The 21,569-nt window shown below is 69.8% G+C and carries 21 protein-coding genes; 15 read left to right on the top strand and 6 right to left on the bottom strand.

Annotated elements, in window-relative coordinates:
• Positions 1-9 precede the first annotated feature (9 nt).
• Positions 10-1,452, top strand: a complete 1,443-nt coding sequence (gene obgE / locus AC5Y3P_RS12040) for a GTPase ObgE (protein ID WP_500046128.1) — start codon at positions 10-12, stop codon at positions 1,450-1,452.
• Positions 1,449-2,561 (top strand): glutamate 5-kinase, encoded by a 1,113-nt coding sequence (gene proB, locus AC5Y3P_RS12035; protein WP_500046127.1) that lies wholly within the window; start codon positions 1,449-1,451, stop codon positions 2,559-2,561. Before obgE ends, proB begins: the two co-directional genes overlap by 4 nt.
• 20 nt (positions 2,562-2,581) lie before the next feature.
• Here proB and AC5Y3P_RS12030 read toward each other — a convergent pair whose 3' ends face one another.
• Positions 2,582-3,241 (bottom strand): TetR/AcrR family transcriptional regulator, encoded by a 660-nt coding sequence (locus AC5Y3P_RS12030; RefSeq protein WP_500046126.1) that lies wholly within the window; start codon positions 3,239-3,241, stop codon positions 2,582-2,584.
• Positions 3,242-3,327: 86 nt separating this feature from the next.
• Here AC5Y3P_RS12030 and AC5Y3P_RS12025 point away from each other — a divergent pair, with 86 nt between their 5' ends.
• A complete protein-coding gene (locus AC5Y3P_RS12025; RefSeq protein ID WP_500046232.1) occupies positions 3,328-4,581 on the top strand; it encodes a cytochrome P450 in 1,254 nt (417 codons plus the stop codon).
• On the opposite strand, the gene AC5Y3P_RS12020 is transcribed toward AC5Y3P_RS12025, so the two are convergent.
• Positions 4,553-5,392, bottom strand: coding sequence for a Sir2 family NAD-dependent protein deacetylase (locus AC5Y3P_RS12020; RefSeq protein ID WP_500046125.1), 840 nt, complete (start codon positions 5,390-5,392; stop codon positions 4,553-4,555). The two genes, AC5Y3P_RS12025 and AC5Y3P_RS12020, sit on opposite strands and share 29 nt — an antisense overlap.
• A 68-nt stretch (positions 5,393-5,460) precedes the next feature.
• On the opposite strand from AC5Y3P_RS12020, the gene AC5Y3P_RS12015 reads away from it, so the two are divergent.
• Positions 5,461-7,506, top strand: a complete 2,046-nt coding sequence (locus AC5Y3P_RS12015) for an NAD(+) synthase (RefSeq protein ID WP_500046124.1) — start codon at positions 5,461-5,463, stop codon at positions 7,504-7,506.
• Here the strand turns inward: AC5Y3P_RS12015 and AC5Y3P_RS12010 are convergent, their stop codons facing one another.
• From AC5Y3P_RS12010 to AC5Y3P_RS12000, 3 genes are all read right to left on the bottom strand, one after another.
• Entirely contained in the window at positions 7,507-8,115 is a 609-nt protein-coding gene (locus tag AC5Y3P_RS12010) for a methyltransferase family protein (RefSeq protein WP_500046231.1), read from the bottom strand.
• A 120-nt stretch (positions 8,116-8,235) separates the two neighbouring features.
• Positions 8,236-9,060, bottom strand: a complete 825-nt coding sequence (locus tag AC5Y3P_RS12005; protein WP_500046123.1) for an enoyl-CoA hydratase/isomerase family protein — start codon at positions 9,058-9,060, stop codon at positions 8,236-8,238.
• Between the two features lie 84 nt (positions 9,061-9,144).
• On the bottom strand, positions 9,145-10,008 hold the full coding sequence (locus AC5Y3P_RS12000) for a ribokinase (RefSeq protein ID WP_500046122.1): 864 nt from the start codon (positions 10,006-10,008) through the stop codon (positions 9,145-9,147).
• A 41-nt stretch (positions 10,009-10,049) separates the two neighbouring features.
• On the opposite strand from AC5Y3P_RS12000, the gene AC5Y3P_RS11995 reads away from it, so the two are divergent.
• The 3 genes from AC5Y3P_RS11995 to AC5Y3P_RS11985 are packed head-to-tail and all read left to right on the top strand — an operon-like array spanning position 10,050 to position 13,668.
• Positions 10,050-11,309: a glutamate-5-semialdehyde dehydrogenase gene (locus AC5Y3P_RS11995; RefSeq protein WP_500046121.1), complete on the top strand. Its 1,260-nt coding sequence runs from the start codon at positions 10,050-10,052 to the stop codon at positions 11,307-11,309.
• 9 nt (positions 11,310-11,318) lie between these two features.
• Positions 11,319-12,206 (top strand): AAA family ATPase, encoded by an 888-nt coding sequence (locus AC5Y3P_RS11990; protein WP_500046120.1) that lies wholly within the window; start codon positions 11,319-11,321, stop codon positions 12,204-12,206.
• A gap of 10 nt (positions 12,207-12,216) precedes the next feature.
• Entirely contained in the window at positions 12,217-13,668 is a 1,452-nt protein-coding gene (locus tag AC5Y3P_RS11985; RefSeq protein WP_500046119.1) for a vWA domain-containing protein, read from the top strand.
• A gap of 1 nt (position 13,669) precedes the next feature.
• Here AC5Y3P_RS11985 and AC5Y3P_RS11980 read toward each other — a convergent pair whose 3' ends face one another.
• Positions 13,670-14,290: a hypothetical protein gene (locus tag AC5Y3P_RS11980; RefSeq protein ID WP_500046118.1), complete on the bottom strand. Its 621-nt coding sequence runs from the start codon at positions 14,288-14,290 to the stop codon at positions 13,670-13,672.
• Between the two features lie 176 nt (positions 14,291-14,466).
• Between AC5Y3P_RS11980 and nadD the strand changes: the two genes are divergently transcribed.
• Genes nadD through AC5Y3P_RS11940 form a run of 8 tightly spaced genes read left to right on the top strand, consistent with a single transcriptional unit; the run spans position 14,467 to position 21,524 of the window.
• The gene (nadD, locus tag AC5Y3P_RS11975) at positions 14,467-15,078 is read left to right on the top strand and encodes a nicotinate-nucleotide adenylyltransferase (protein WP_500046230.1); all 612 of its coding nucleotides are present in this window, start codon (positions 14,467-14,469) and stop codon (positions 15,076-15,078) included.
• Complete coding sequence (rsfS, locus tag AC5Y3P_RS11970) at positions 15,075-15,467, top strand: ribosome silencing factor (protein WP_500046117.1); 393 nt, start codon at positions 15,075-15,077, stop codon at positions 15,465-15,467. Before nadD ends, rsfS begins: the two co-directional genes overlap by 4 nt.
• Positions 15,464-16,141, top strand: a complete 678-nt coding sequence (gene gpgP, locus AC5Y3P_RS11965) for a glucosyl-3-phosphoglycerate phosphatase (RefSeq protein WP_500046116.1) — start codon at positions 15,464-15,466, stop codon at positions 16,139-16,141. The genes rsfS and gpgP overlap by 4 nt, the downstream gene beginning before the upstream one ends.
• The gene (gene octT / locus AC5Y3P_RS11960; protein WP_500046115.1) at positions 16,131-16,877 is read left to right on the top strand and encodes a diglucosylglycerate octanoyltransferase; all 747 of its coding nucleotides are present in this window, start codon (positions 16,131-16,133) and stop codon (positions 16,875-16,877) included. The genes gpgP and octT overlap by 11 nt, the downstream gene beginning before the upstream one ends.
• The gene (locus AC5Y3P_RS11955; RefSeq protein ID WP_500046114.1) at positions 16,874-17,728 is read left to right on the top strand and encodes a DegV family protein; all 855 of its coding nucleotides are present in this window, start codon (positions 16,874-16,876) and stop codon (positions 17,726-17,728) included. Before octT ends, AC5Y3P_RS11955 begins: the two co-directional genes overlap by 4 nt.
• A 9-nt stretch (positions 17,729-17,737) precedes the next feature.
• Positions 17,738-17,995, top strand: a complete 258-nt coding sequence (locus AC5Y3P_RS11950) for a hypothetical protein (RefSeq protein ID WP_500046113.1) — start codon at positions 17,738-17,740, stop codon at positions 17,993-17,995.
• Positions 17,996-18,015: 20 nt separating this feature from the next.
• Complete coding sequence (locus AC5Y3P_RS11945; protein WP_500046112.1) at positions 18,016-19,608, top strand: S53 family peptidase; 1,593 nt, start codon at positions 18,016-18,018, stop codon at positions 19,606-19,608.
• On the top strand, positions 19,605-21,524 hold the full coding sequence (locus AC5Y3P_RS11940) for a zinc ribbon domain-containing protein (protein ID WP_500046111.1): 1,920 nt from the start codon (positions 19,605-19,607) through the stop codon (positions 21,522-21,524). Before AC5Y3P_RS11945 ends, AC5Y3P_RS11940 begins: the two co-directional genes overlap by 4 nt.
• Positions 21,525-21,569 lie beyond the last annotated feature (45 nt).

The raw sequence follows: 21,569 nt of genomic DNA, 5'->3' as shown, positions 1-21,569 counted from the left end.
GGACCTACCATGCCCCGGTTCGTGGACCGCGTGGTGATCCACGCGCGAGCCGGTTCCGGGGGACATGGCTGCGCGTCGGTCCACCGCGAGAAGTTCAAGCCGCTCGGCGGCCCCGACGGTGGTAACGGTGGCCGCGGCGGCAGCGTCGTGCTCGTCGTCGACCCGCAGGTGCACACCCTGCTCGACTTCCATTTCCACCCGCACGTGGTGGCACCGTCGGGCAAACAGGGTGCCGGCAGCAACCGCGACGGCGCGGCCGGCGCCGATCTCGAAGTCAAGGTGCCCGACGGCACCGTCGTCCTCGATGAAGCCGGCCGTCTGCTGGCCGACCTGGTGGGCGCCGGAACCCGGTTCGAAGCAGCCGCCGGCGGCCGCGGCGGGCTCGGTAACGCCGCGTTGGCCTCGCGCGCGCGCAAGGCGCCCGGGTTTGCGTTGCTCGGTGAGCAAGGCGAAGAACGCGACCTGGTGCTCGAACTCAAGACCGTCGCCGACGTCGGCCTGGTCGGCTTCCCGTCGGCCGGCAAATCGTCACTGGTGTCCAGCATTTCGGCGGCCAAGCCCAAGGTCGCCGACTACCCGTTCACCACGCTGGTACCCAACCTCGGTGTGGTGTCGGCCGGTGAGCACACCTACACCGTGGCCGACGTGCCCGGGCTGATCCCGGGGGCCTCGGAGGGTCGCGGGCTGGGGCTGGACTTCCTGCGGCACATCGAACGCTGCGCGGTGCTGGTCCACGTGGTCGACTGCGCCACCATGGAACCGGGCCGCGACCCGATCTCCGACATCGACGCGCTGGAAGCCGAGCTGGCCGCCTATCAGCCCACGCTGCAAGGAGACTCGACGCTCGGCGACCTGGCCGACCGGCCGCGCGCGGTGGTGCTCAACAAGATCGACATCCCAGACGCCAAGGAACTCGCCGAGTTCGTCAAGGCCGACATCGAAGCCCGCGGCTGGCCGGTCTTCCTGGTCTCCACTGCAAGTCGAGAAGGCCTGCGGCCATTGACCTTTGCGCTGTGGGAACTCGTCGAGACCTATCGCAAGGCGCAACCGGAGGCGCCGGTGCGCCGCCCGGTGATCCGGCCCATCCCGGTCGATGAGACCTCGTTCACCGTCGACCCCGACGGTCAGGGCGGCTACCTGGTGCGCGGCACCCGGCCGGAGCGGTGGATCAAGCAGACCAACTTCGACAACGACGAGGCCGTCGGTTACCTCGGTGACCGGCTGGCGCGCCTCGGGGTCGAGGAGGCGCTGCTGCGGCTCGGCGCCAAACCCGGCTGCGCGGTCACCATCGGCGACATGACCTTCGATTGGGAGCCGCAGACCCCGGCCGGCGTCGACGTCACGCCGTCCGGCCGCGGCACCGACACCCGACTCGAGCGCAGCGACCGGATCGGCGCCGCCGAACGCAAGATCGCGCGCAAGCAACGCCGCGAAAGCAATCCGGAGCAGTGAGCGCGCACCGCGAGGCAATCCGCACCGCCCGCTCGGTCGTCGTCAAGATCGGCACCACCGGTCTGACCACGCCATCGGGCATATTCGACGTGCGCCGGCTCGAAGAGCTCGCCGAGGCCATCGAGGGCCGGATGCGGGCCGGCTCGGATGTGGTGATCGTGTCCTCGGGTGCGATCGCGGCCGGTATCGAGCCGCTCGGATTGAACCGGCGCCCAACGGATCTGGCCACCAAGCAGGCCGCGGCCAGCGTCGGGCAGGTGGCTTTGGTGAACGCCTGGAGCGCGGCCTTCGGTCGGTTCGACCGCACGGTCGGGCAGGTGCTGCTAACCGCGCAGGACATCGCCCAGCGCGTGCAGCACACCAACGCCCAGCGCACCCTGGATCGGCTGCGCGCGCTGCACGCCGTGGCGATCGTCAACGAGAACGACACCGTGGCCACCAACGAGATCCGGTTCGGCGACAACGACCGGCTCTCGGCGCTGGTCGCGCATCTGGTCGGCGCCGACGCGCTGATCCTGCTCTCCGACATCGACGGTCTCTACGACGGTGATCCACGCAAGGCGCCCAAGGACAAACCGGCCCGCTTCGTTCCGGAGGTCGCCGGGCCCGAGGACCTGGCCGACGTCACCGCCGGGCAGGGCAGCCGGTTGGGCACCGGCGGCATGGTCTCCAAGCTGTCCTCGGCGCTGCTGGCCGCCGACGCCGGCGTGCCGGTGTTGTTGGCGGCCGCCACCGACGCCGCCGCAGCGCTGTCCGACGCTTCGGTCGGCACGGTGTTCGCGGCCCGGCCCGCGCGGATGTCGGCCCGGCGGTTCTGGCTGCGCCACGCCGCCGACGCGGCCGGTGCGCTGACCCTGGACGCCGGGGCGGTGGCCGCGGTGCTGGGGCATCGGCGCTCGCTGCTGGCCGCCGGCATCACGCAGGTGTCCGGGCAGTTCCACGGCGGCGACGTCGTCGAGCTGCGCGACCCGGACCAGACCGTGGTGGCGCGCGGCGTGGTGGGTTTCGATGCCGGTGAGCTGGCCACCATGATCGGCCGGTCCACCGCGGATCTGCCGGCCGAGTTGCGTCGGCCCGCAGTGCACGCCGACGATCTGGTCGCCGTCTAGCTAGCGCGATTTCGGTGCGCTCAGGTGCGCTCAGCGCCCCCAAACGCACCGAAATCAGCACGCAGATACAGTGCGCCCCAGACTATTTGGGTCAGCACGTCGGCCAGCTCGGCATCCTGCGAGGCCGGCCGACGGGGCAGGTTCTGCTGACAGGTCCGTTCCACCATCCAGGTCAGCGCGCTGGCCGTACTCGCTGCGGGTAGCTCGGGGCGGATCGTCCCGGCGGCTTGGCCATCGGTGATCACCCTGGTCACCCCGGCGGTGACCTCGTCGAGCAGATCCCGATAGGTCTGGCCCACCAGCTGGTCATAGGGTGCCATCTCGTTGAGCGCGACCAGCACCGGTTGGTGCCGGCGGTAGGCCGCGATGATCGCAGCCATCCCGGCTCGGGTGTCGGCCGGATCGTGCCGGTGTGCCACCGACCACCACAGCTGCGCCGCCTCGGTCAGATCGGTGAACACCTGGCTGGCCAGCCGACGCAGCAGATGGCCCTTGTCCTCGAAGTAGATGTAGAAGCTGGCCCGTGAGATGCCGGCTTCGGTGGCCAGCCGGTCCACGCTCAGTTCGGTGTAGCTGGTGCCGTCGGCCATCAGGCGGTCGGTGGCATCGAGCAGCCGGCGCTCGATCTGTTCGCGCCGTTCCTGCCGATTGGCCTGCGGCTTGCGGGTCACCGATGCCATGGTTGGAAGCGTATCCGCTCACCGCACAGCTTGACTAGACATTATGTCTAGACCTATCGTCAGGACAACCGTTTGTTGTGAGGAGGATCACTATCGTGACCGAACGCCCCTACGACCCGATCGATCTGTCCTCCCGCGCCTTCTGGTCGACGACGGCCGCCGAACGGGAGAAGTCGTTCGCCGAGCTGCGTGCCGAGCGCCCGGTCAGCTGGCATCCGCCGGTCGAGGACTCGCTGATGCCCGATCCCGAGGACCGGGGGTACTGGGCGGTGACCCGGCACGCCGACATCGTGGCCGTCAGTCGGGACAGCGACACCTACCTGTCCGGCCAAGGTGTGCTGTTCGAGAACATCCCCCCGGAGCTGCTGGAGGCCTCGCAGTCCTTCCTGGCGATGGACCCGCCGCGGCACACCCAGATCCGCAAGGTGGTGCATGCCGCGTTCACGCCGCGCCAGGTGCGCCGGATCGAGGACTCGATCAAGGCCAGCGCCCGCGACATCGTGACCGAACTACGCGCCGCCGGCAGCGGAGCCGACTTCGTCCAGCTCTGCGCCAAGCAGCTGCCGCTGCGCACGCTGTCGGACATGGTCGGGATCCCGGAAAGCGAGCGCCAGCAGGTCGCCGACGCCGCCGACGCGTTGGTGTCCTGGGGTGACCCCGTCTACCTGGCCGGCCGCAACCCGCTCGAGGTGCTGGTCGCCAACCAGATGTATCTGCATCAGGTTGCGCTGTCGCTGGCCGCGGAACGACGGGAGAACCCCGGAGACGATCTGTTCACCGCGCTGGTGCACGCCGAGGTGGAAGGCTCGCGGTTGACCGACCCGGAGATCGCGGCATTCTTCGTACTGCTAGCGGTGGCCGGCAACGACACCACGCGGCAAACCATCAGCCACGCCATGAAGGCGCTCACCGACTTCCCCGAACAGCGGGCCTGGTTGCTGGAGTCCTTCGACGACCGAATCGGCATGGCGGTAGAGGAATTCGTGCGTTGGGCCTCCCCGGTGATGACGTTCCGGCGCACCGCGGCCGTCGACTGCGAGCTGGGTGGTCAACAGATCGCGGCGGGGGAGAAGGTGGTGATGTTCTACTCGTCGGGCAACTGGGACACCGACGTCTTCGAGAACCCGGACCGCTTCGATCTCGGCCGTGACCCCAACCCGCACGTCGGATTCGGCGGCGGCGGGCGGCACTACTGCTTGGGTACCCATGTCGCGCGTACCCAGCTGCGGGCCATCTTCGGCGAACTGCTGACCCAGCTACCGGACCTGCAGACCGGCGAACCGAGTTATGTGGCAGGCAATTTCATCCACGCTATTCGGAGTATGCCGGCGACGTGGTGAGCTCGCAGGCCAGCAGGGTGAGCAGCTCGGAGCACCCGGCGTCCAGTTTGACGGTGGCCAAGTCGTCGCCGCGGGTGGGCCCGCGGTTGATGATCGCCACCGGCATGCCGGCCGCCGCCGCATGCCGGACGAACCGGTAGCCGGAGAACACCGTCAGCGACGACCCCGCAACCAACAGCGCGTCGGCGTCGTCGACCAGCGAAAAAGCCTGCGCCACGATGTCTTTGGCGACGTTCTCGCCGAAGTAGACGATGTCGGGTTTGAGCATGCCGGAGCAGCACGGGCAGTCCAGGTACTGGAATGACGCAGTGTCGCGCACCATCGCGTCGGCATCCGGGGCCACCGCGATCCCGCCCACCTGCTCGGCGCGCTCCAGGAAACCGGGATTGAGTTCCTCGAGCTCCTCGGCCAGCTCGGCGCGATCGAGCGCGAACCCGCACCGTAGGCAGATCACCCGCGCGTAGCTGCCGTGCAGGTTGATCACCCGCCGGCTGCCGGCCTTGGTGTGCAGCAGATCGACGTTCTGGGTGATCACGCCGTTGACCACGCCGGCGCGTTCGAGCTCGGCCAGTGCGCGGTGGCCCGGGTTGGGCTCGGTGCCGTGCATGTGCCGCCACCCGACGTGGTTGCGTGCCCAGTACCGCCGGCGGAAGTCCGGATCGGAGGTGAACTGCTGGATCGTCATCGGGTTGCTCGGCGGCGAGTCCGGTCCGCGGTAGTCCGGGATTCCGGAGTCGGTGGACAGGCCCGCGCCGGTCAGCACGGCGACGCGGCGACCTTCCAGCACGGCGACCAACTCCGGGGCATCCACGCTTCGACGCTAGCCCAGCCCCGGCGAACCGCGCGATGGTCGGTGCCAATGAGACAGAATGGGCGACGATGAGCTTCTACTCCGCCTACCGGCACGGCTTCGTCCGGGTCGCGGCCTGCACGTTGCACACCACGATCGCCGATCCGGCCGCCAACGCCGAATCGGTGCTGCGTGCGGCCCGCGAATGCCACGACGACGGCGTCGCGCTGGCGGTGTTTCCCGAGCTCACCCTGTGCGGCTACTCGATCGACGACATCCTGCTGCAGGACACCCTGCTGGACGCCGTCGAACACGCGATCGGCCAGATCTGCGCCGCGTCGGCCGACCTGCTGCCGGTGCTGGTCGTCGGCGCCCCGCTGCGCTACCGCAACCGGGTCTACAACACCGCGGTGGTGATCCATCGGGGCGTGGTGCTGGGGGTGGCGCCCAAGTCCTACGTGCCGAACTACCGCGAGTTCTACGAGCGACGGCAACTGGCTCCCGGCGACGACGTGCACGAGGTGATCACCGTGGCCGGCGCGCAGGTGCCGTTCGGCCCGGACCTGTTGTTCAGCGCGGTCGACGTCCCCGGCTTCGTGCTGCACATCGAGATCTGCGAGGACATGTGGGTGCCGGTGCCGCCGAGCGCGCGGGCCGCACTGGCCGGCGCGACCGTGCTGGCCAACCTGTCCGGCAGCCCGATCACGGTGGGCCGGGCCGAGGACCGCAAGTTGATGGCCCGTTCGGCGTCCTCACGTTGTCTGGCCGCCTACGTCTACGCCGCCGCCGGTGAGGGTGAGTCGAGCACCGACCTGGCCTGGGACGGCCAGACCATGATCTACGAGAACGGGGTGTTGCTGGCCGAGTCCGAACGTTTCCCCAAAGGCCCGGCCCGCAGCGTCGCCGACGTCGACGTCGAGTTGTTGCGTGCCGAACGAATCCGGATGGGCAGCTTCGACGACAACCGGCGCACCCTGGCCGACTCGGGAGCGCCGGCATCTCGGCGGGTGGAGTTCCGGCTCGACCCACCCGACGACGACCTGGGATTGCGGCGCGACGTGCAACGGTTCCCGTTTGTGCCGTCGGATCCGGCTCGGCTGCAACAGGATTGCTACGAGGCCTACAGCATCCAGGTGGCCGGCCTGGAGCAGCGGCTGCGGGCGCTGAACTACCCCAAGGTGGTGATCGGGGTCTCCGGCGGTCTGGACTCCACCCATGCGCTGATCGTGGCGGCGCGCGCGATGGACCGGGAGGGCCGGCCGCGCAGCGACATCCTGGCGTTCACCATGCCGGGGTTCGCGACCGGCGATCACACCAAGAACAACGCGATCGCGTTGTCGCAGGCGCTCGGGGTGACGTTCGAGGAACTCGACATCCGGGACACCGCCACGTTGATGCTGGGCGGTCTGGGGCATCCGTTCGCAAGCGGTGAGCCGGTCTACGACGTCACCTTCGAGAATGTGCAGGCGGGTCTGCGCACCGACTACCTGTTCCGGCTGGCCAACCAGCGCGGCGGCATCGTGCTGGGCACCGGTGATCTGTCCGAGCTGGCGTTGGGGTGGTCGACCTACGGGGTGGGCGATCAGATGTCGCACTACAACGTCAACGGCGGTGTGCCCAAGACGTTGATCCAGCACCTGATTCGCTGGGTGATCTCCAGCGGGCAGTTCGAACGCAGCGTCACCGACGTGCTGGTATCGGTGTTGGACACCGAGATCAGCCCCGAGTTGGTGCCCAGCTCCGACGGGGCGCAGGTGCAGAGCACCGAGGCCAAGGTGGGACCCTATGCGCTGCAAGATTTTTCGCTGTTCCAAGTGCTGCGGTACGGGTTCTCGCCGTCGAAGATCGCGTTCTTGGCCTGGCATGCCTGGCATGACGCCGAGCGCGGGCACTGGCCGCTGGGCTACCCGCTGGACAAGCGACCGTCCTACCCGCTGACCGAGATCCGGCATTGGCTGCAGGTCTTCGCGCAGCGGTTCTACTCGTTCAGTCAGTTCAAACGCTCGGCGCTGCCCAACGGTCCCAAGGTCGCGGCCGGCGGTGCGCTGTCCCCGCGCGGGGACTGGCGGGCGCCATCGGACATGTCGGCGCGGATCTGGCTCGACGAGATCGAACGCAACGTACCTGCCGAGTAGCTATCGGCGCAGCAAGCCGAGGCCGGGGACGAAGCGCCCCACGGTCGCGGTGTAGTCGCGATACGCGTCGCCGTGCACCCTGGCCAGGTAGGGCTCCTCGACCGCGCGCACCTGCACTTCGACGGTGCCGAGCAGCAGCAGGAAACCCAGCAGCGCCAACGGATTCGGGGTCACCAGCGCGATGCCGAAACCGAACACCAACATGGCGGTGAAGATCGGGTTGCGCACCCGGCCGAACACCCCGGAGCGCACCAAGGCGGTGCGTTCGCCGGCATCGACTCCGATCCGCCAGGAATCGCCCATGTCCACTTGCGCGTAGACCGTGCCGGCGATGCCGAGCAGCGCCAGCGCGATCCCGACGTACTGAATCCAGGGGGCCGTCAACCAGCCCAGCGGGGCCAGCATGCCGACCCATTGCAGCGCCGGCGCCGCCACCGCGAGGGCCACGGCCAGCAGGAACCCGAGGCCGGCGGACCATTCGATCGAACCGACCCGACCGGTGACGCCCTTGAACCCGGTGGACCCGGTGCGCCGCCATTGCAGCCAACTGCGCCAACCGAATCCGAGTGCGGCGAACACCGCGAACAGGGCCAGCGCAGTGACCGCCATGACCTCTGACTGGCTTTGCGGCATGAGTTCACGATAGCGGTCGAAACTGCGTTCAGTCAGAACCCAGGTAGCCGATCCACGCCAGATCGCCGACGCCAGCGCTATCTCAACGCGGGAGAGCTACAGCCGGTCGTCGGTGCGCAGCTCGGGGTGCACCCAATCCGGTGTCCGCCGCTGCTTGAACGCCAGGAAACCCTGCCGCGCTTCGTCGCCGGAATAGCTGGCCTTCATGCCAATTCGGTCGAACAGGCCCATATAGGCATCCAGGCTGGACTTCACCACACCGCGGGCTCGCGGCGCGGTCCGGCAGCACTGCGCGAGCACCTCGCGGGCGGTGTCGAGCAACACATCGTGCGGCACCATCCGCGCCACCAGGCCCCACTCGACGGCTTCGGCAGCCGAAAGCACTCGGCCGGTGAACATCAGGTCCCGGGTGCGCACCGGACCGATCATCCGGGCCAGCATCTGGCTGTAGTAGGTGTCGGCGATGCCGCGGTAGAGCTCGGGCACCCGGAAGGTGGCCCGCTCGCTGACCACGGCCATGTCGCTGCACATCGCGATCTGCAATCCGCCGCCCTGGCACAGCCCGTTGACCGCGCTCACCACCGGCTTGACCGACTGGCGTAGCCGCTCGAACGGCGTGACGTCCATGTCCAACGCCTTGCCCACCGACGCCAGCCAGTCGTCGGAGCCGTCGCCGCCGCCCAGATCGCCACCGGGGGCGAAGACGTCGTCGGTGCCGGTGATCAGCAGTCCGGCCAGGTCCGGGTCGGCGTCCACCAGTCCCACCGCATACCGCACCCCGAAGTACATCGCGGGGGTCAGGGCATTGCGGGCCGCCGGCCGGTCGATGGTCACCACCCCGAACGGACCCTGCCGTTCGAACCGCAGATACGGGGTGCCCAGCCAGTCGCCGTCGGGGGGTCGCGCAGTCACGCTCGACACTATAACCGTAGAGTCCAGCGAGACCGGACGAAGCAACGGTAACGGTTTCGGTCCGAACGCCGGCCGGGCGACGCGACGGGTCCGTCAGTCGAGGTTCAGCACGTCGTCGATCGCCTCCGCGGTGGGTGCGCAATCACCGGCACCGCCGGCCAACGTGGCCAGCGCCCCGGCCACACACGCGCGGCGCAGGGCTTGCTCGCGATCCCCGGTCCAGCCCGCCGCCAACACCCCGGCGAACACGTCGCCGGCCCCGGCGGTGTCGATGACTTCCACGGCCGGTGCGGCCACCGTGATCTCGGTGCCGTCGGCCATCCGGTACAGCGCCCCGCGCGCGCCGCGGGTGATCACCAACCCCTCGACCGGCCAACTCCAGCGCTGCGCCTCGGTTTCGTTGACGATCACCACGTCGACCACCGAGGCCAACTCGGCCAGGTTCCGACTCCCGTCGTCGGCCAGCGGCGAGGCGTTGAGCAACACTGCCGCACCACCCTGACGCGCGGTGCGGGCGGCCGCGATCGCGGTCGGCACCGGGATCTCGAGTTGCAGCAGCACCACATCGGCGTCGGCGACCACGTCGCGCGCGATCGGGGAATCCAGCGCCAGATGCCCGTTGGCGCCGGGCGCCACCACGATCATGTTCTCCCCGGAACGCTCGACCAGGATGATCGCCGCGCCGCTCGATGTCGGCAGGGTGATCGAGCCGTCCAAGCCCACCCCGTTGCGACCGAGATGCTCGCGCAGCCGACCTGCGGCCTCGTCGGTGCCGAACGCGCTGACCAACTGCACCGCGGCACCGGCCCGCGCCGCTGCGATCGCCTGATTGCCGCCCTTGCCGCCCGGACCGGACTGGGCCGAATGCGCCAGCAGCGTCTGCCCCGGCCGGGGCAACTCCTCGACCCCGTAGATGGTGTCGAAGTTCACGCTGCCCACCACGGTCACCCGAGCCACCCGATCAGGCTAACTGCTGACAGGCCCGATAAGCTGGGCTAATGAATCTGCAAGCGCCGACGCTTTCGGATACCGCCGCCGACCTGCGCAGCCAGGTGCACGACGCCGCCCGTCGCGCCCGAGTCGCCTCCCGCGTGCTCGCGTCGCTGCGCACCGACGTCAAGGATCGCGCACTGCACACCGCAGCTGACGCATTGCTGGCCGCCGTCGATGACATCCTGGCCGCCAACGCCCAAGACCTGGAAGCAGCGCGCACGGCCGGTACCCCGGAAGCCATGCTGGACCGATTGGCACTGAACCCGCAGCGGGTCGACGGCATCGCCGCCGGCCTGCGCCAGGTGGCCGGCCTGCCCGACCCGGTCGGCGAGGTGCTGCGCGGCCGCACCCTGCCCAACGGGCTGCAGCTGCGGCAACAGCGGGTACCGCTGGGTGTGGTCGGCATCGTCTACGAAGGTCGGCCCAACGTCACCGTCGACGCGTTCGGGTTGACCCTCAAGGCCGGCAACGCAGTGCTGCTGCGGGGCAGTTCGTCGGCCGCGCAGTCCAACGCCGCGTTGGTGACCGTGCTGCGCAAGGCGCTGGCCACCGCCGGTCTACCGGAAGACGCCGTGCAGTTGCTGCCCAGCGCCGACCGCGCCAGCGTCACGCATCTGATCCAGGCCCGCGGCCTGGTCGACGTGGTGATCCCGCGCGGTGGCGCGGGTCTGATCGACGCCGTCGTGCGCGACGCCACCGTGCCCACCATCGAGACCGGCGTGGGTAACTGCCACGTCTACGTCGACGCCGCGGCTGACCTGGACGTCGCCGAGAAGATCCTGCTCAACTCCAAGACCCGCCGACCCAGCGTGTGCAACGCCGCCGAGACGCTGCTGGTCGACAAGGCCATCGCCGCGACCGCGCTGCCGCGGTTGACCGGCGCGCTGCGCCAGGCCGGGGTCGACGTACACGAGGATCCCAGCGAGGAGGATCTGCGCGCCGAGTTTTTGTCGATGGACCTCGCGGTGACCGTGGTCGACGGCGTCGACGGTGCGATCGCGCACGTCAACGAGTACGGCACCGGCCACACCGAAGCCATCGTCACCACCAATCTTGCTGCGGCCCAACGCTTCACCGAACAGGTGGATGCGGCCGCGGTGATGGTCAACGCCGCCACGGCGTTCACCGACGGCGAGCAGTTCGGGTTCGGTGCCGAGATCGGCATCTCCACCCAGAAGCTGCACGCCCGGGGCCCGATGGGGCTGCCGGAACTGACCTCGACCAAGTGGATCGTCTGGGGCGACGGCCACACCAGACCCGCTTAAGGACATCTCGTGGAAACTCCCGCCAAGCCGGCGCCGCTGTTCGCCGACATCGACGACGTGGCCCGGCGGCTCGCCGAGACCGGCTACCTGCCCGACACCGCCACGGCCACCGCGGTCTTCCTGGCCGACCGGCTGGGCAAGCCGCTGCTGATCGAAGGTCCGGCCGGTGTCGGCAAGACCGAACTGGCCCGCGCCGTCGCGCAGGCCACCGGTTCGGAGCTGGTCCGGCTGCAGTGCTACGAGGGCGTCGACGAGGCCCGCGCGCTCTACGAGTGGAACCACGCCAAGCAGATCCTGCGCATCCAGACCGCGCACGGTTCTGGTTCCAGCGACTGGGATCAGACCAAGACCGACGTGTTCAGCGAGGAATTCCTGCTCAGCCGCCCGCTGCTGACCGCGATCCGGCGCACCGAACCGACCGTGCTGCTGATCGACGAAACCGACAAGGCCGACATCGAAATCGAAGGCCTGCTGCTGGAGGTGCTCTCCGACTTCGCGGTGACCGTGCCGGAGTTGGGCACCATCACCGCCGAACGCAAACCGTTCGTGGTGCTGACCTCCAATGCCACCCGGGAACTGTCCGAGGCGCTCAAGCGGCGCTGCCTGTTCCTGCACATCGACTTCCCGGATGCCGATCTGGAACGCCGGATCCTGCTGTCCCGGGTGCCCGAACTGCCCGAGAAGATGGCTGATGAGCTGGTCCGGATCATCGGTGTGCTGCGCGGCATGCAGCTCAAGAAGCTGCCGTCGGTGGCCGAGACCATCGACTGGGCCCGCACCGTGCTGGCGCTGGGTCTGGACACCATCGACGACGCGACCATCGCCGCGACGCTGGGCGTGGTGCTCAAACACCAAAGCGACCAGCAGAAGGCCGCCGGTGAGTTGAAGCTGAACTAGGCGCACACCGATGGCCGTCCGACGTATCCGACCCGCACAGCCGCTGGCTCCGCACGGTATCCCCGGGCATCTGGTGGAGTTCGTCGAAGCCCTACGTGCGCAAGGCATTTCGGTCGGTCCCTCGGAAACCGTGGACGCCGGTCGGGTGCTGGTGACGCTGGGGCTGGGGGACCGCGAGGTGCTGCGCGAGGGCTTGGCCTGCGCAGTGCTGCGCCGACCCGATCACCGCGAGACCTACGACGCGCTGTTCGACCTGTGGTGGCCGGCCGCGATCGGCGATCGCACCATCCTGGCCGACGAGGACGGCGGCGAGGACCCGCAGGGCACCCCCGAGTTGCCGCCCGAGGATGTCGAGGCGATGCGCGAGATGTTGCTGAAGTTGTTGAGCGACAACGAGGATCTGGCCAACCTCGATGACCGGCTGGCCGCGATGATCGCCCAGATCGTCGAGCAGTACGGCAAGTACAACTCCAGCCGCGGTCCGTCCTACTCCAGCTACCAGGCGCTCAAGTCGATGGCGCTCGACGAACTGGAGGGCAAGCTGCTGGCCGGTTTGCTCGCCCCGCACGGCGAGGACGTCACCCCTACCCAGGAGGAGATCGCCAAATCCCTGGCGGCCCAACGCATCAACCAGCTGCGCAAGATGGTGGAAGCCGAAACCAAGCGGCGCACCGCCGAGCAGCTGGGCCGCGAGCACGTGCAGACCTACGGCATCCCGCAGCTCAGTGAGAACGTCGAATTCCTGCGCGCCTCCGGCGAACAGCTGCGTCAGATGCGCAAGACTGTGGCGCCGCTGGCTCGCACTCTGGCCACCCGACTGGCCGCCAAACGACGTCGGCACCGGGCCGGGCAGATCGACCTGCGCAAGACGCTGCGCCGGTCGATGTCCACCGGCGGCGTGCCGATCGACGTGGTGCTGGCCAAACCGCGCCCGGCTCGCCCCGAACTGGTGGTGCTCTGCGATGTCTCCGGCTCGGTCGCCGGCTTCAGCCACTTCACCTTGATGCTGGTTTCGGCGCTGCGCCAACAGTTCTCCCGGGTGCGGGTGTTCGCGTTCATCGACACCACCGACGAGGTGACCCACCTGTTCGGCCCGGACGCCGACCTGGCGGTCGCGGTGCAGCGGATCACCCGCGAGTCGGCGGTGTACACCCGCGACGGGCACAGCGACTACGGGCATGCGTTCGTGTCGTTCCTGGAGAAGTACCCGAACGTGCTGTCCCCGCGCACCTCACTGCTGATCCTCGGGGACGGCCGGAACAACTACCGCAGCCCGGAGACCGAGTTGCTGAGCCACCTGGTCAGCTCGGCCCGACATGCGCACTGGCTCAACCCCGAACCCAAGCATCTGTGGGGCAGCGGTGACTCGGCCATTCCGCGCTACCAGGACCTGATCCCGATGCACGAGTGCCGCTCGGCGCGGCAGTTGGCCGCGGTGATCGACGGTCTGCTGCCGGTCTGAGTCAGGACTCGGACTCATACACCGACGGCGGGCCCCAGCCGGGTCCGCTGAAGCACGCGTCGCCCTTCTGCTTGGCGCATTCGAGTAGGTCCTCGCTCAGCCCGGGGGCGGTCGGCGTGCTGGTCGTGGTGGTCACGGTGTGGAACGACAGTCCGGTGACGCCCGGGTTGGGCAGCCGCAGGTACTGCACGGTGGTGGTGAGGTCGGGCGGCACCGGCGCGTCCGCCTCGATCTCGACCGCCCAGCGTTGATCGTGCACGGCCGCGCCGCCGACCAGGTTGTGGTCGTGATCGGCGCGATCACGCGGCCGGACCAGTACCACGACGCTGTCCACGTCGGCGGCTGCCGAACCGGCCACCGAGACCGTCGAGCCGGCCACCGTCAGCCGGTCGATCGAGCCGAGCGGCGAATCGATGCGCGGCGTCTGAGTGACCGTGATCGTGGCCGACGTCGAGTCGACGGTCGATCCGCCGTCGTCCTTCAACGCGCTGATGATCAGCGGGGTGGCCCCGATCAGCGCAGTCGCGACGGTGCCGATCAGCGTCAGCCGCGCTTTCGACAAGGAACCGGCCGACTCGGTTTCGGCCGCCGCGGGCTGGGCAGGTCCGGCATGCGTAGTCATGGCTCTGACCCCCTGAGAACTGGTATCGGTCGGATGGTTCCATCCGACCGCGGCGGCCGCGCGGACGCACGCGTAGCGCGGTACTCGAAACTCGCGCCGATCTCAGCCGCGGAATCACTCCAGTAAGCTGGCCTACCGTGCAAACGGCCGGTGACCGGCCCGGCCGCCGGCTGGGCGTGATGGGTGGGACGTTCGACCCGATCCACCATGGTCACCTGGTCGCGGCCAGCGAGGTGGCCGACCTGTTCGACCTCGACGAAGTGGTGTTCGTGCCGACCGGTGAGCCGTGGCAGAAGCAGGGCCGGCATGTCACGCCTGCCGAGGACCGCTACCTGATGACGGTGATCGCGACCGCCTCCAATCCGCGGTTCTCGGTCAGCCGGGTCGACATCGACCGCGGCGGCCCCACCTACACCCGGGACACGCTGCGGGATCTGAGTGCGATGAACCCGGACGCGCAGCTGTACTTCATCACCGGTGCGGACGCGTTGGCCTCCATCCTGTCCTGGCAGGACTGGGAGGATCTGTTCGCCGTCGCCCGGTTCGTCGGGGTGAGCCGGCCCGGTTACGAGCTGGACGACCAGCATGTCGCGACCGCCGCAGCAGCCGAGTTGCCGGCCGAGGCCTTGACCCTGGTCGAGATCCCGGCGCTGGCCATCTCGTCCACCGACTGCCGCCGGCGCGCCGCCGAAGCCCGACCGATCTGGTACCTGGTGCCCGACGGGGTGGTGCAATACGTGTCCAAGCGCGGGCTGTACGGCCGTGCCGAGAGTGAGGTGTCCCGGTGACTGCCACCGATGAAGCGATCGCGATGGCGACGGTGGCCGCCCGCGCGGCCGCGAACAAACTGGCCGAGGACGTCGTCGTGATCGACGTGTCCGGTCAACTGGTCATCACCGACTGCTTCGTGATCGCCACCGGCGCCAACGACCGCCAGGTCAACGCGATCGTCGACGAGGTCGAGGAACGGATGCGGCTGGCCGGAAACAAGCCGGCGCGCCGGGAGGGCACCCGGGAAGGTCGCTGGGTGCTGCTCGACTACGTCGACGTCGTCGTGCACGTTCAGCACCGCGAGGAACGCGAGTTCTATGCCCTGGACCGGCTGTGGCGGGACTGCCCGACGATTCCGGTGGACTTGGAGGGTGAGTTGCCGGGCCCCGCGGAGGACGCCGAATGAGGATCCGTCGGCTGGTGCTGTTGCGGCACGGCCAGACCGAGTACAACGCCGGCAGCCGGATGCAGGGCCAACTGGACACCGACCTGTCCGATCTGGGCCGCGCCCAGGCCGTGGCGGCGGCCGAGGTGCTGGCCAAACGCACCCCGTTGTTGATCGTGTCGTCCGATCTGCGCCGGGCCTACGACACCGCGGTGACCCTGGGGGAGCGCGCCGGGGTGCCGGTGGCCGTCGACGAACGGCTGCGCGAAACCCATCTGGGTGACTGGCAGGGCATGACCCACACCGAGGTCGACGCCGTCGCTCCGGGCGCCCGGTTGGCGTGGCGCGACGACGCCCGCTGGGCTCCGCACAGCGGCGAGAGCCGGGTGGACGTGGCGGCGCGCGGCGTCCCGGTGGTCGCCGAACTCGTCGCATCCCAGTCAGATTGGGGCACAGACGAATCCGACCGTCCGGTGGTGTTGGTGGCGCACGGCGGCCTGATCGCCGCGGTGACCGCGGCGCTACTGGGGCTCCCGGTGGACAACTGGCCGATCCTCGGCGGCATGGGCAACGCCAGTTGGGTGCAACTGTCCGGGCATTCGCTGCCGGGCACCGATCCTGAGGTCTTCGAGCAGATCAAGTGGCGCCTCGACGTGTGGAACGCCTCAGCGCAGGTGGCCAACGATGTCCTCTGACCCGACCCGGCCCACGCTGCTGGTGTTCGCCGACTCACTGTCCTACTACGGACCGACCGGCGGGCTGCCGTCGGACGATCCCCGGATCTGGCCCAATATCGTTGCCGCCGAACTGGGTTGGGATGTCGAGCTGATCGGACGGATCGGCTGGACCTGTCGCGACGTCTGGTGGGCGGCCACCCAGGATCCGAGGTCGTGGGCCGCACTGCCGCGGGCCGGCGCTGTGGTCTTCGCGACCTGCGGCATGGATTCGCTGCCCTCGCCGCTGCCCACCGCGCTCCGCGAACTGATCCGGTACGTGCGACCGCCGCGGGTGCGCCGCTGGGTGCGTGACGGCTACGGTTGGCTGCAGCCGCGGCTGTCCCCGATCGCGCGTTCCGCGCTGCCCCCGCGGCTGACGGTGGAATACCTGGAAATGACCCGTAACGCCATCGATTTCAACCGGCCCGGCATCCCGGTGGTGGCGTCACTGCCCAGCGTGCACACCGCCGACACCTACGGCAACGCCCACCACGGACGCGCCGGCACGGTCGCGGCGATCACGGCCTGGGCCGCCGAACACAAGCTGCCGCTGGTCGATCTCAAGGAGGCGGTGGCCGAGGAGATCTACGCCGGGCGCGGCAACCCGGACGGCATCCACTGGAACTTCGAAGCGCACCGCAGGGTCGCCGAACTGATGCTCGCGGCGCTGGCGGCGGCCGGTGTCGAAGCCGACGGGATGGCGGCCAACCAGTGACGGTCGTCGTGGTCACCGACTCCTCGGCCCGGTTGCCGGCAGAGGTGTTGGGCGGCACCGGGATCCGGGTGGTGCCGTTGCACATCCTGGTCGACGACCAGGATCTGCTCGACGGTGTCGACGACGTTCCAGAGGACATCCACGACCGCAACGCCACCACCGCCGCGGCTGGGCTGGCCGAGCTCACGGCCGCCTACCAGGCCGCGCTGCGCGACAGCGACGGCGACGGGGTCGTCGCGGTGCACCTGTCGGCGGCACTGTCGGGCACCTTTCAGGCCGCCGAGCAGGCCGCCGCCGAACTCGACGGGCAAATTCGCGTCGTCGATTCCCGTTCCACGGCAATGGGAACCGGCTTTGTGGCGTTGGCCGCCGCCCGAGCCGCCGCCGACGGCGCCGATTTGGACGCGGTGCACCGGGCCGCCGACGCCGCGGTGACGCGTAGCCACGGCTACATCGTGGTGCACCGACTGGACAACCTACGTCGCAGCGGGCGGATCGGCGGCGCCGCGGCCTGGCTGGGCACCGCGCTGTCGCTCAAACCGTTGCTGCGCATCGACGACGGCAAACTGGTTCTGGCGCAACGGGTCCGCACTCCGTCCAAGGCCGTGGCCACCATGATCGAACGGGTTTGCGCAGACGTCGGCGAGCAACCGGCGGTGATCGCGGTGCACCATGTCGCGGACCCGGACGGCGCAGCCTCGGTGGCCGCAGCGTTGGCCGAGCGGCTGCCGCAGTGCGCGCCGGCCACCATCACCGAGTTGGGTCCGGTGCTGGCGCTGCACGTCGGCGCCGGGGCCCTGGCGGTGGTGGTCGAGGTGGGCCCGGGTGCGCCGGGGGCCGCGGCGCACTAGAGTTCCCCCATGACCACATTTGGGTTGGGGCGCCGCCGGATTGCGGTGGGCATCGGGGTTCTCGCGATCGCGACCATGGCGACGCTGTCCTCCTGCGCCGACGAAGAGCAACCGTCGGAGCCCACGACCACCACCACGACCACCACGACCACCACCCCGCCGCCGGTGACCCCGACCGAGAAGAACCTCGACCCGAGGGGCGGCAACAAGTTCACCCCGACGGTCAAGGCTCCCGGGCCGGCCACCGCGGTCCCGGGCGACAACTAGGACCGCTCACGCCGACCCGGGTGCGCGCGTCACTGGCGCTGCTGCTGGCCGCGCTGGTCACTCTCGGCGCGGTGCAACTGCTCGGTGAGGACACCACACCGGAGAGTCCCGGCCCGGCGCCGATCGCCCAGCAGATCACCGGACCGATGGCCCAATTGCTGCGTGCCTCAACCGATCTGGGCCCCTCACCGCAGGCCGCCCAGCTCACCGCCGAGCTGGCTGACGCTGCGCGTCCGGACCGGCTGATCCGGTGGGCCGCCCGGCATCGGCTGGCGGTGCGCTGGCAACCCGGCAACGCCTGGGCGGTGCTGGCCGGCTCTGCCCGCGACCTCGGTGCGGCCTTCGGGGTCGCGGTGCACGACTACCGCGGCCGACGCGGCCAGGTGTTCTATGCTGCGGCCCGACAACCCGAGATACCCAGCGGGCTGCACCATGAGATCCGCGGACTGGGCCGGATCCTGGGCTACACCCCGTTTCACGAGTCGGCGCCGGGCATGTTCCCCGCCGACGTACCGGACCAGGGCCTGACGCCCGCCGGGTTGCGTCGCACCTACAACGTGGGCCCGCTGACCGACGCCGGCTACACCGGCGCAGGTCAGACCGTCGTGGTGTTCGCCTTCGACGGCTTCGATCAGGCCGACCTGGACTCGTTCGCCACCGCTTTCGGCCTGCCGCCCCTGGTGCCGACGGTGTTCGGAGAGCTGCCGGCCGAACGTAGCGGCGAGGCCACGATGGACCTCGAGATGGTGCATGCGATCGCTCCGGACGCGCGCAAGGTGTTGGTCAACGCGCGCCCGACGGTCGCCGGTGACGGGGCCTACGAGAAGATCGGAGCACTGATGGATGCGGTGCACCGGCAGTTCCCCGGCGCGGTGTGGAGCTTCTCGATCGGCTGGGGCTGCGACCGGTTGTTGACCGCAGCCGACCTGGCCCCGGTGCGCGCGGCGCTGGGCCGGGCGCAAGCCGCCGGGACCACCGCGTTCAACGCCAGCGGTGACCTGGCCGGTTTGGAATGCAAAGGGGGACAGGACTGGTCGGCGCCACCCGGCCCTGAGGACGTCGGCCTGGACGCGGTGGCCTCGCTGCCGGAGATGACCGTCGTCGGCGGCACCACATTGTCCACCGACCAGCGTGGCGGATGGCTGGCCGAACAGGCCTGGTTCGACGTGCCGCTGTCGCAGGGCACCGGAGGCGGGGTGTCGAACCTGTTCGACCGACCCGCCTGGCAGCGCGAGGTGGCCCCCGACCGGGCCGGCCGTCGGCTCAGTCCGGACGTCTCCGCGGTGGCTGATTCCTTCACCGGCGTCCGGATCGTGTTCGACCAGCAGAACCTGGTGGGTGGCGGCACGTCGATGTCGGCGCCGATCTGGGCCGGCCTGGCCGCAGTGCTGAACCAGTATCTGCTCGACCACCGGGGCCGTCGGCTCGGCGAGTTCAACGCGCTGCTGTACGCCGCGGCGCGCAGCGCGCCGCAGGCGTTCCGCGACATCACCTTGGGCGGCAACGCCGTCGAATCCGCAGGCCCGGGCTATGACCTGGTCACCGGACTGGGCACCCCCGACGTGGACCAGCTGGCGCGCGCCTTGCTGGTGGTCCAGGCGGCATTGCGATGAGCGCGCCCACCGCATCGAATGCACCCGTGGCGCGCTGCCGGGTCTGCGAGATCGACGTCCCGGCGGGGGAGTTCTGCGGGTGGTGCGGGCTGCGCTTGCAGCGGCGCCGCGGCGACGGTCCGGACTGGGTGCGGATCGGAGTCTTCGGTGCGGCCCCGGGCGAGCACGTGCTGCGTCCGGCGCTGGCCAGTTCGCTGTTCCCGCACCTGCCGCCGGGCTCACGCACCGCGTTCCGGTGGGGCTTGGCGCTGCTGGTGTGTGCACTGGTGGCCTTCGCGCTGCTGCGGATGCCGGGTTGCCTGATCGCAACGGCTGCGCTCGGCCTGCCGGTGCTGTTCGTGCTGTACCTGCGGGAGGCCGACGCCGTTCGCGATTTCGACGGCGCGGCCCTGCTGCTGGCCGCGACGCTGGGTGTGCTGCTCGGGGTCGGCTGGGTCCTGCTCACCGGTGAGCTGATGGCCCGCGCCTACGGTGTGCCGCTGGGCGGGGGATTGGTGCTGGCCCGTGCGATGCGCGAGGGCGTGGGTATCCCGCTCGGCGGCGCGGTGCTGATGTTGCTGCCCGCGGTGCTGGTACGCCTGGTTCGGCCGTCGAACCGAGAGTCCTTGGACGGCTTTGTGATCGGCGCGCTGGGCGCGCTGTCGTTCACCGCCGCTGCCACCCTGACCCGGCTCGCGCCGCAACTGGCCACCGGCCTGATCAATCGCAGCCGGCCCACCAGTGGGCTACTGGTCGAGGCGGTGCTCCGCGGCGCCGCGGTGCCGCTGACCGCAGCGGCCATCGGCGGACTGGTCGGTGCCGCACTGTGGTTCCGTCGTCCGGCCAGCAAGGCCGACCAGCATGCGGGGTGGGTGCGGGCCGCGCTGGCGTCATTCGCCGCCGGTGTACTGCTGATCTACGTGGCGCTGGGCCTGGTGGACGTGCAATCCCTGTCGCAGTGGGTGCAACTGTGCTGTCACCTCGCGGTGACCCTGTTGGCCGTGTTGCTGCTGCGGGTCGGCCTGCAGTTGGCGCTGCTGCACGAGTCGACCGACGACGTCGACGCGCACGCCCCGATCCGCTGCCCGACCTGCAGCCAGGTGGTCCCGGACATGGCGTTCTGCCCCTGCTGCGGGGTGGCGACCCGGGCCGCGTCGCGCACCTCGCGCCGCGCGCGCCGACTGGCCCGGCCGCGTCCCGCCGACGCCGCCGACGCCGCCGGTGAACTGTGTGTCGCGACCGCGCTGCCGGCGCCGCGGTACCGGGCCGCGCCGGTCGCCCGCACCCCGCGACGACGGGTGATTGCCGGCTGGGTCGGGGCGATCAGCGCGGTGGCGCTGGCCCTGGTCGGGGTGGCGGCGGTGATGAGCACACCAGCGGTGCGCTACGCCTGCCCACCGAATTGCGGCCGGCCGCCGACCGGTACGCCGGTGACGACCAATCCCCGGTTCACCGCGGCCGACGGCGCGTTCACGGTGTCCTATCCCGCCGCCGGCGCGGCCTATGACGTCACCCAGCGCGCGGCCGGTGTGACCGCGCGGTACACCGCCGGTGACACCGGAACCCTGCAGTTGTTCGGCCAGCCGGCCGCCGGACGCAGTCCCGAGCAGATCGTGCGTGCCCTGCTGGCGTCCACCTACCCGGACTTTCGCACCGCCTATCAGATCCCCAACGCGATGGTCGGTTATCAGCCGGGCTACGGCGAGGTGGCCGACTGCTGGCCGCAGGGGGCGAACAGCAACTACACCAGGATGCGGATCGTGGTGGTTGCGGCCGTCAAGGATGACCTGGCCTTGATCGCTGCGGCGGTGGGGCCGTTCCGTCAGTTCGGACCGGACGTCGGGCCGGGGCCGCCGTCGGGCGCCAATCTGGAACTCGCACAGGACATGGGCAAGTACGTCAACAGCTTTCGCTGGCGCGGTGACCCGCAACGCTGACCGGGATGCGGCGACTTCGGTTGCGCTAAGCCTGGATCCGGGACC

The organism is Mycobacterium sp. NGS45 (assembly GCF_059812645.1).
The sequence above is the reverse complement of the archived record's forward strand: the minus strand, read 5'-3'. Positions and strand labels throughout refer to the sequence as shown.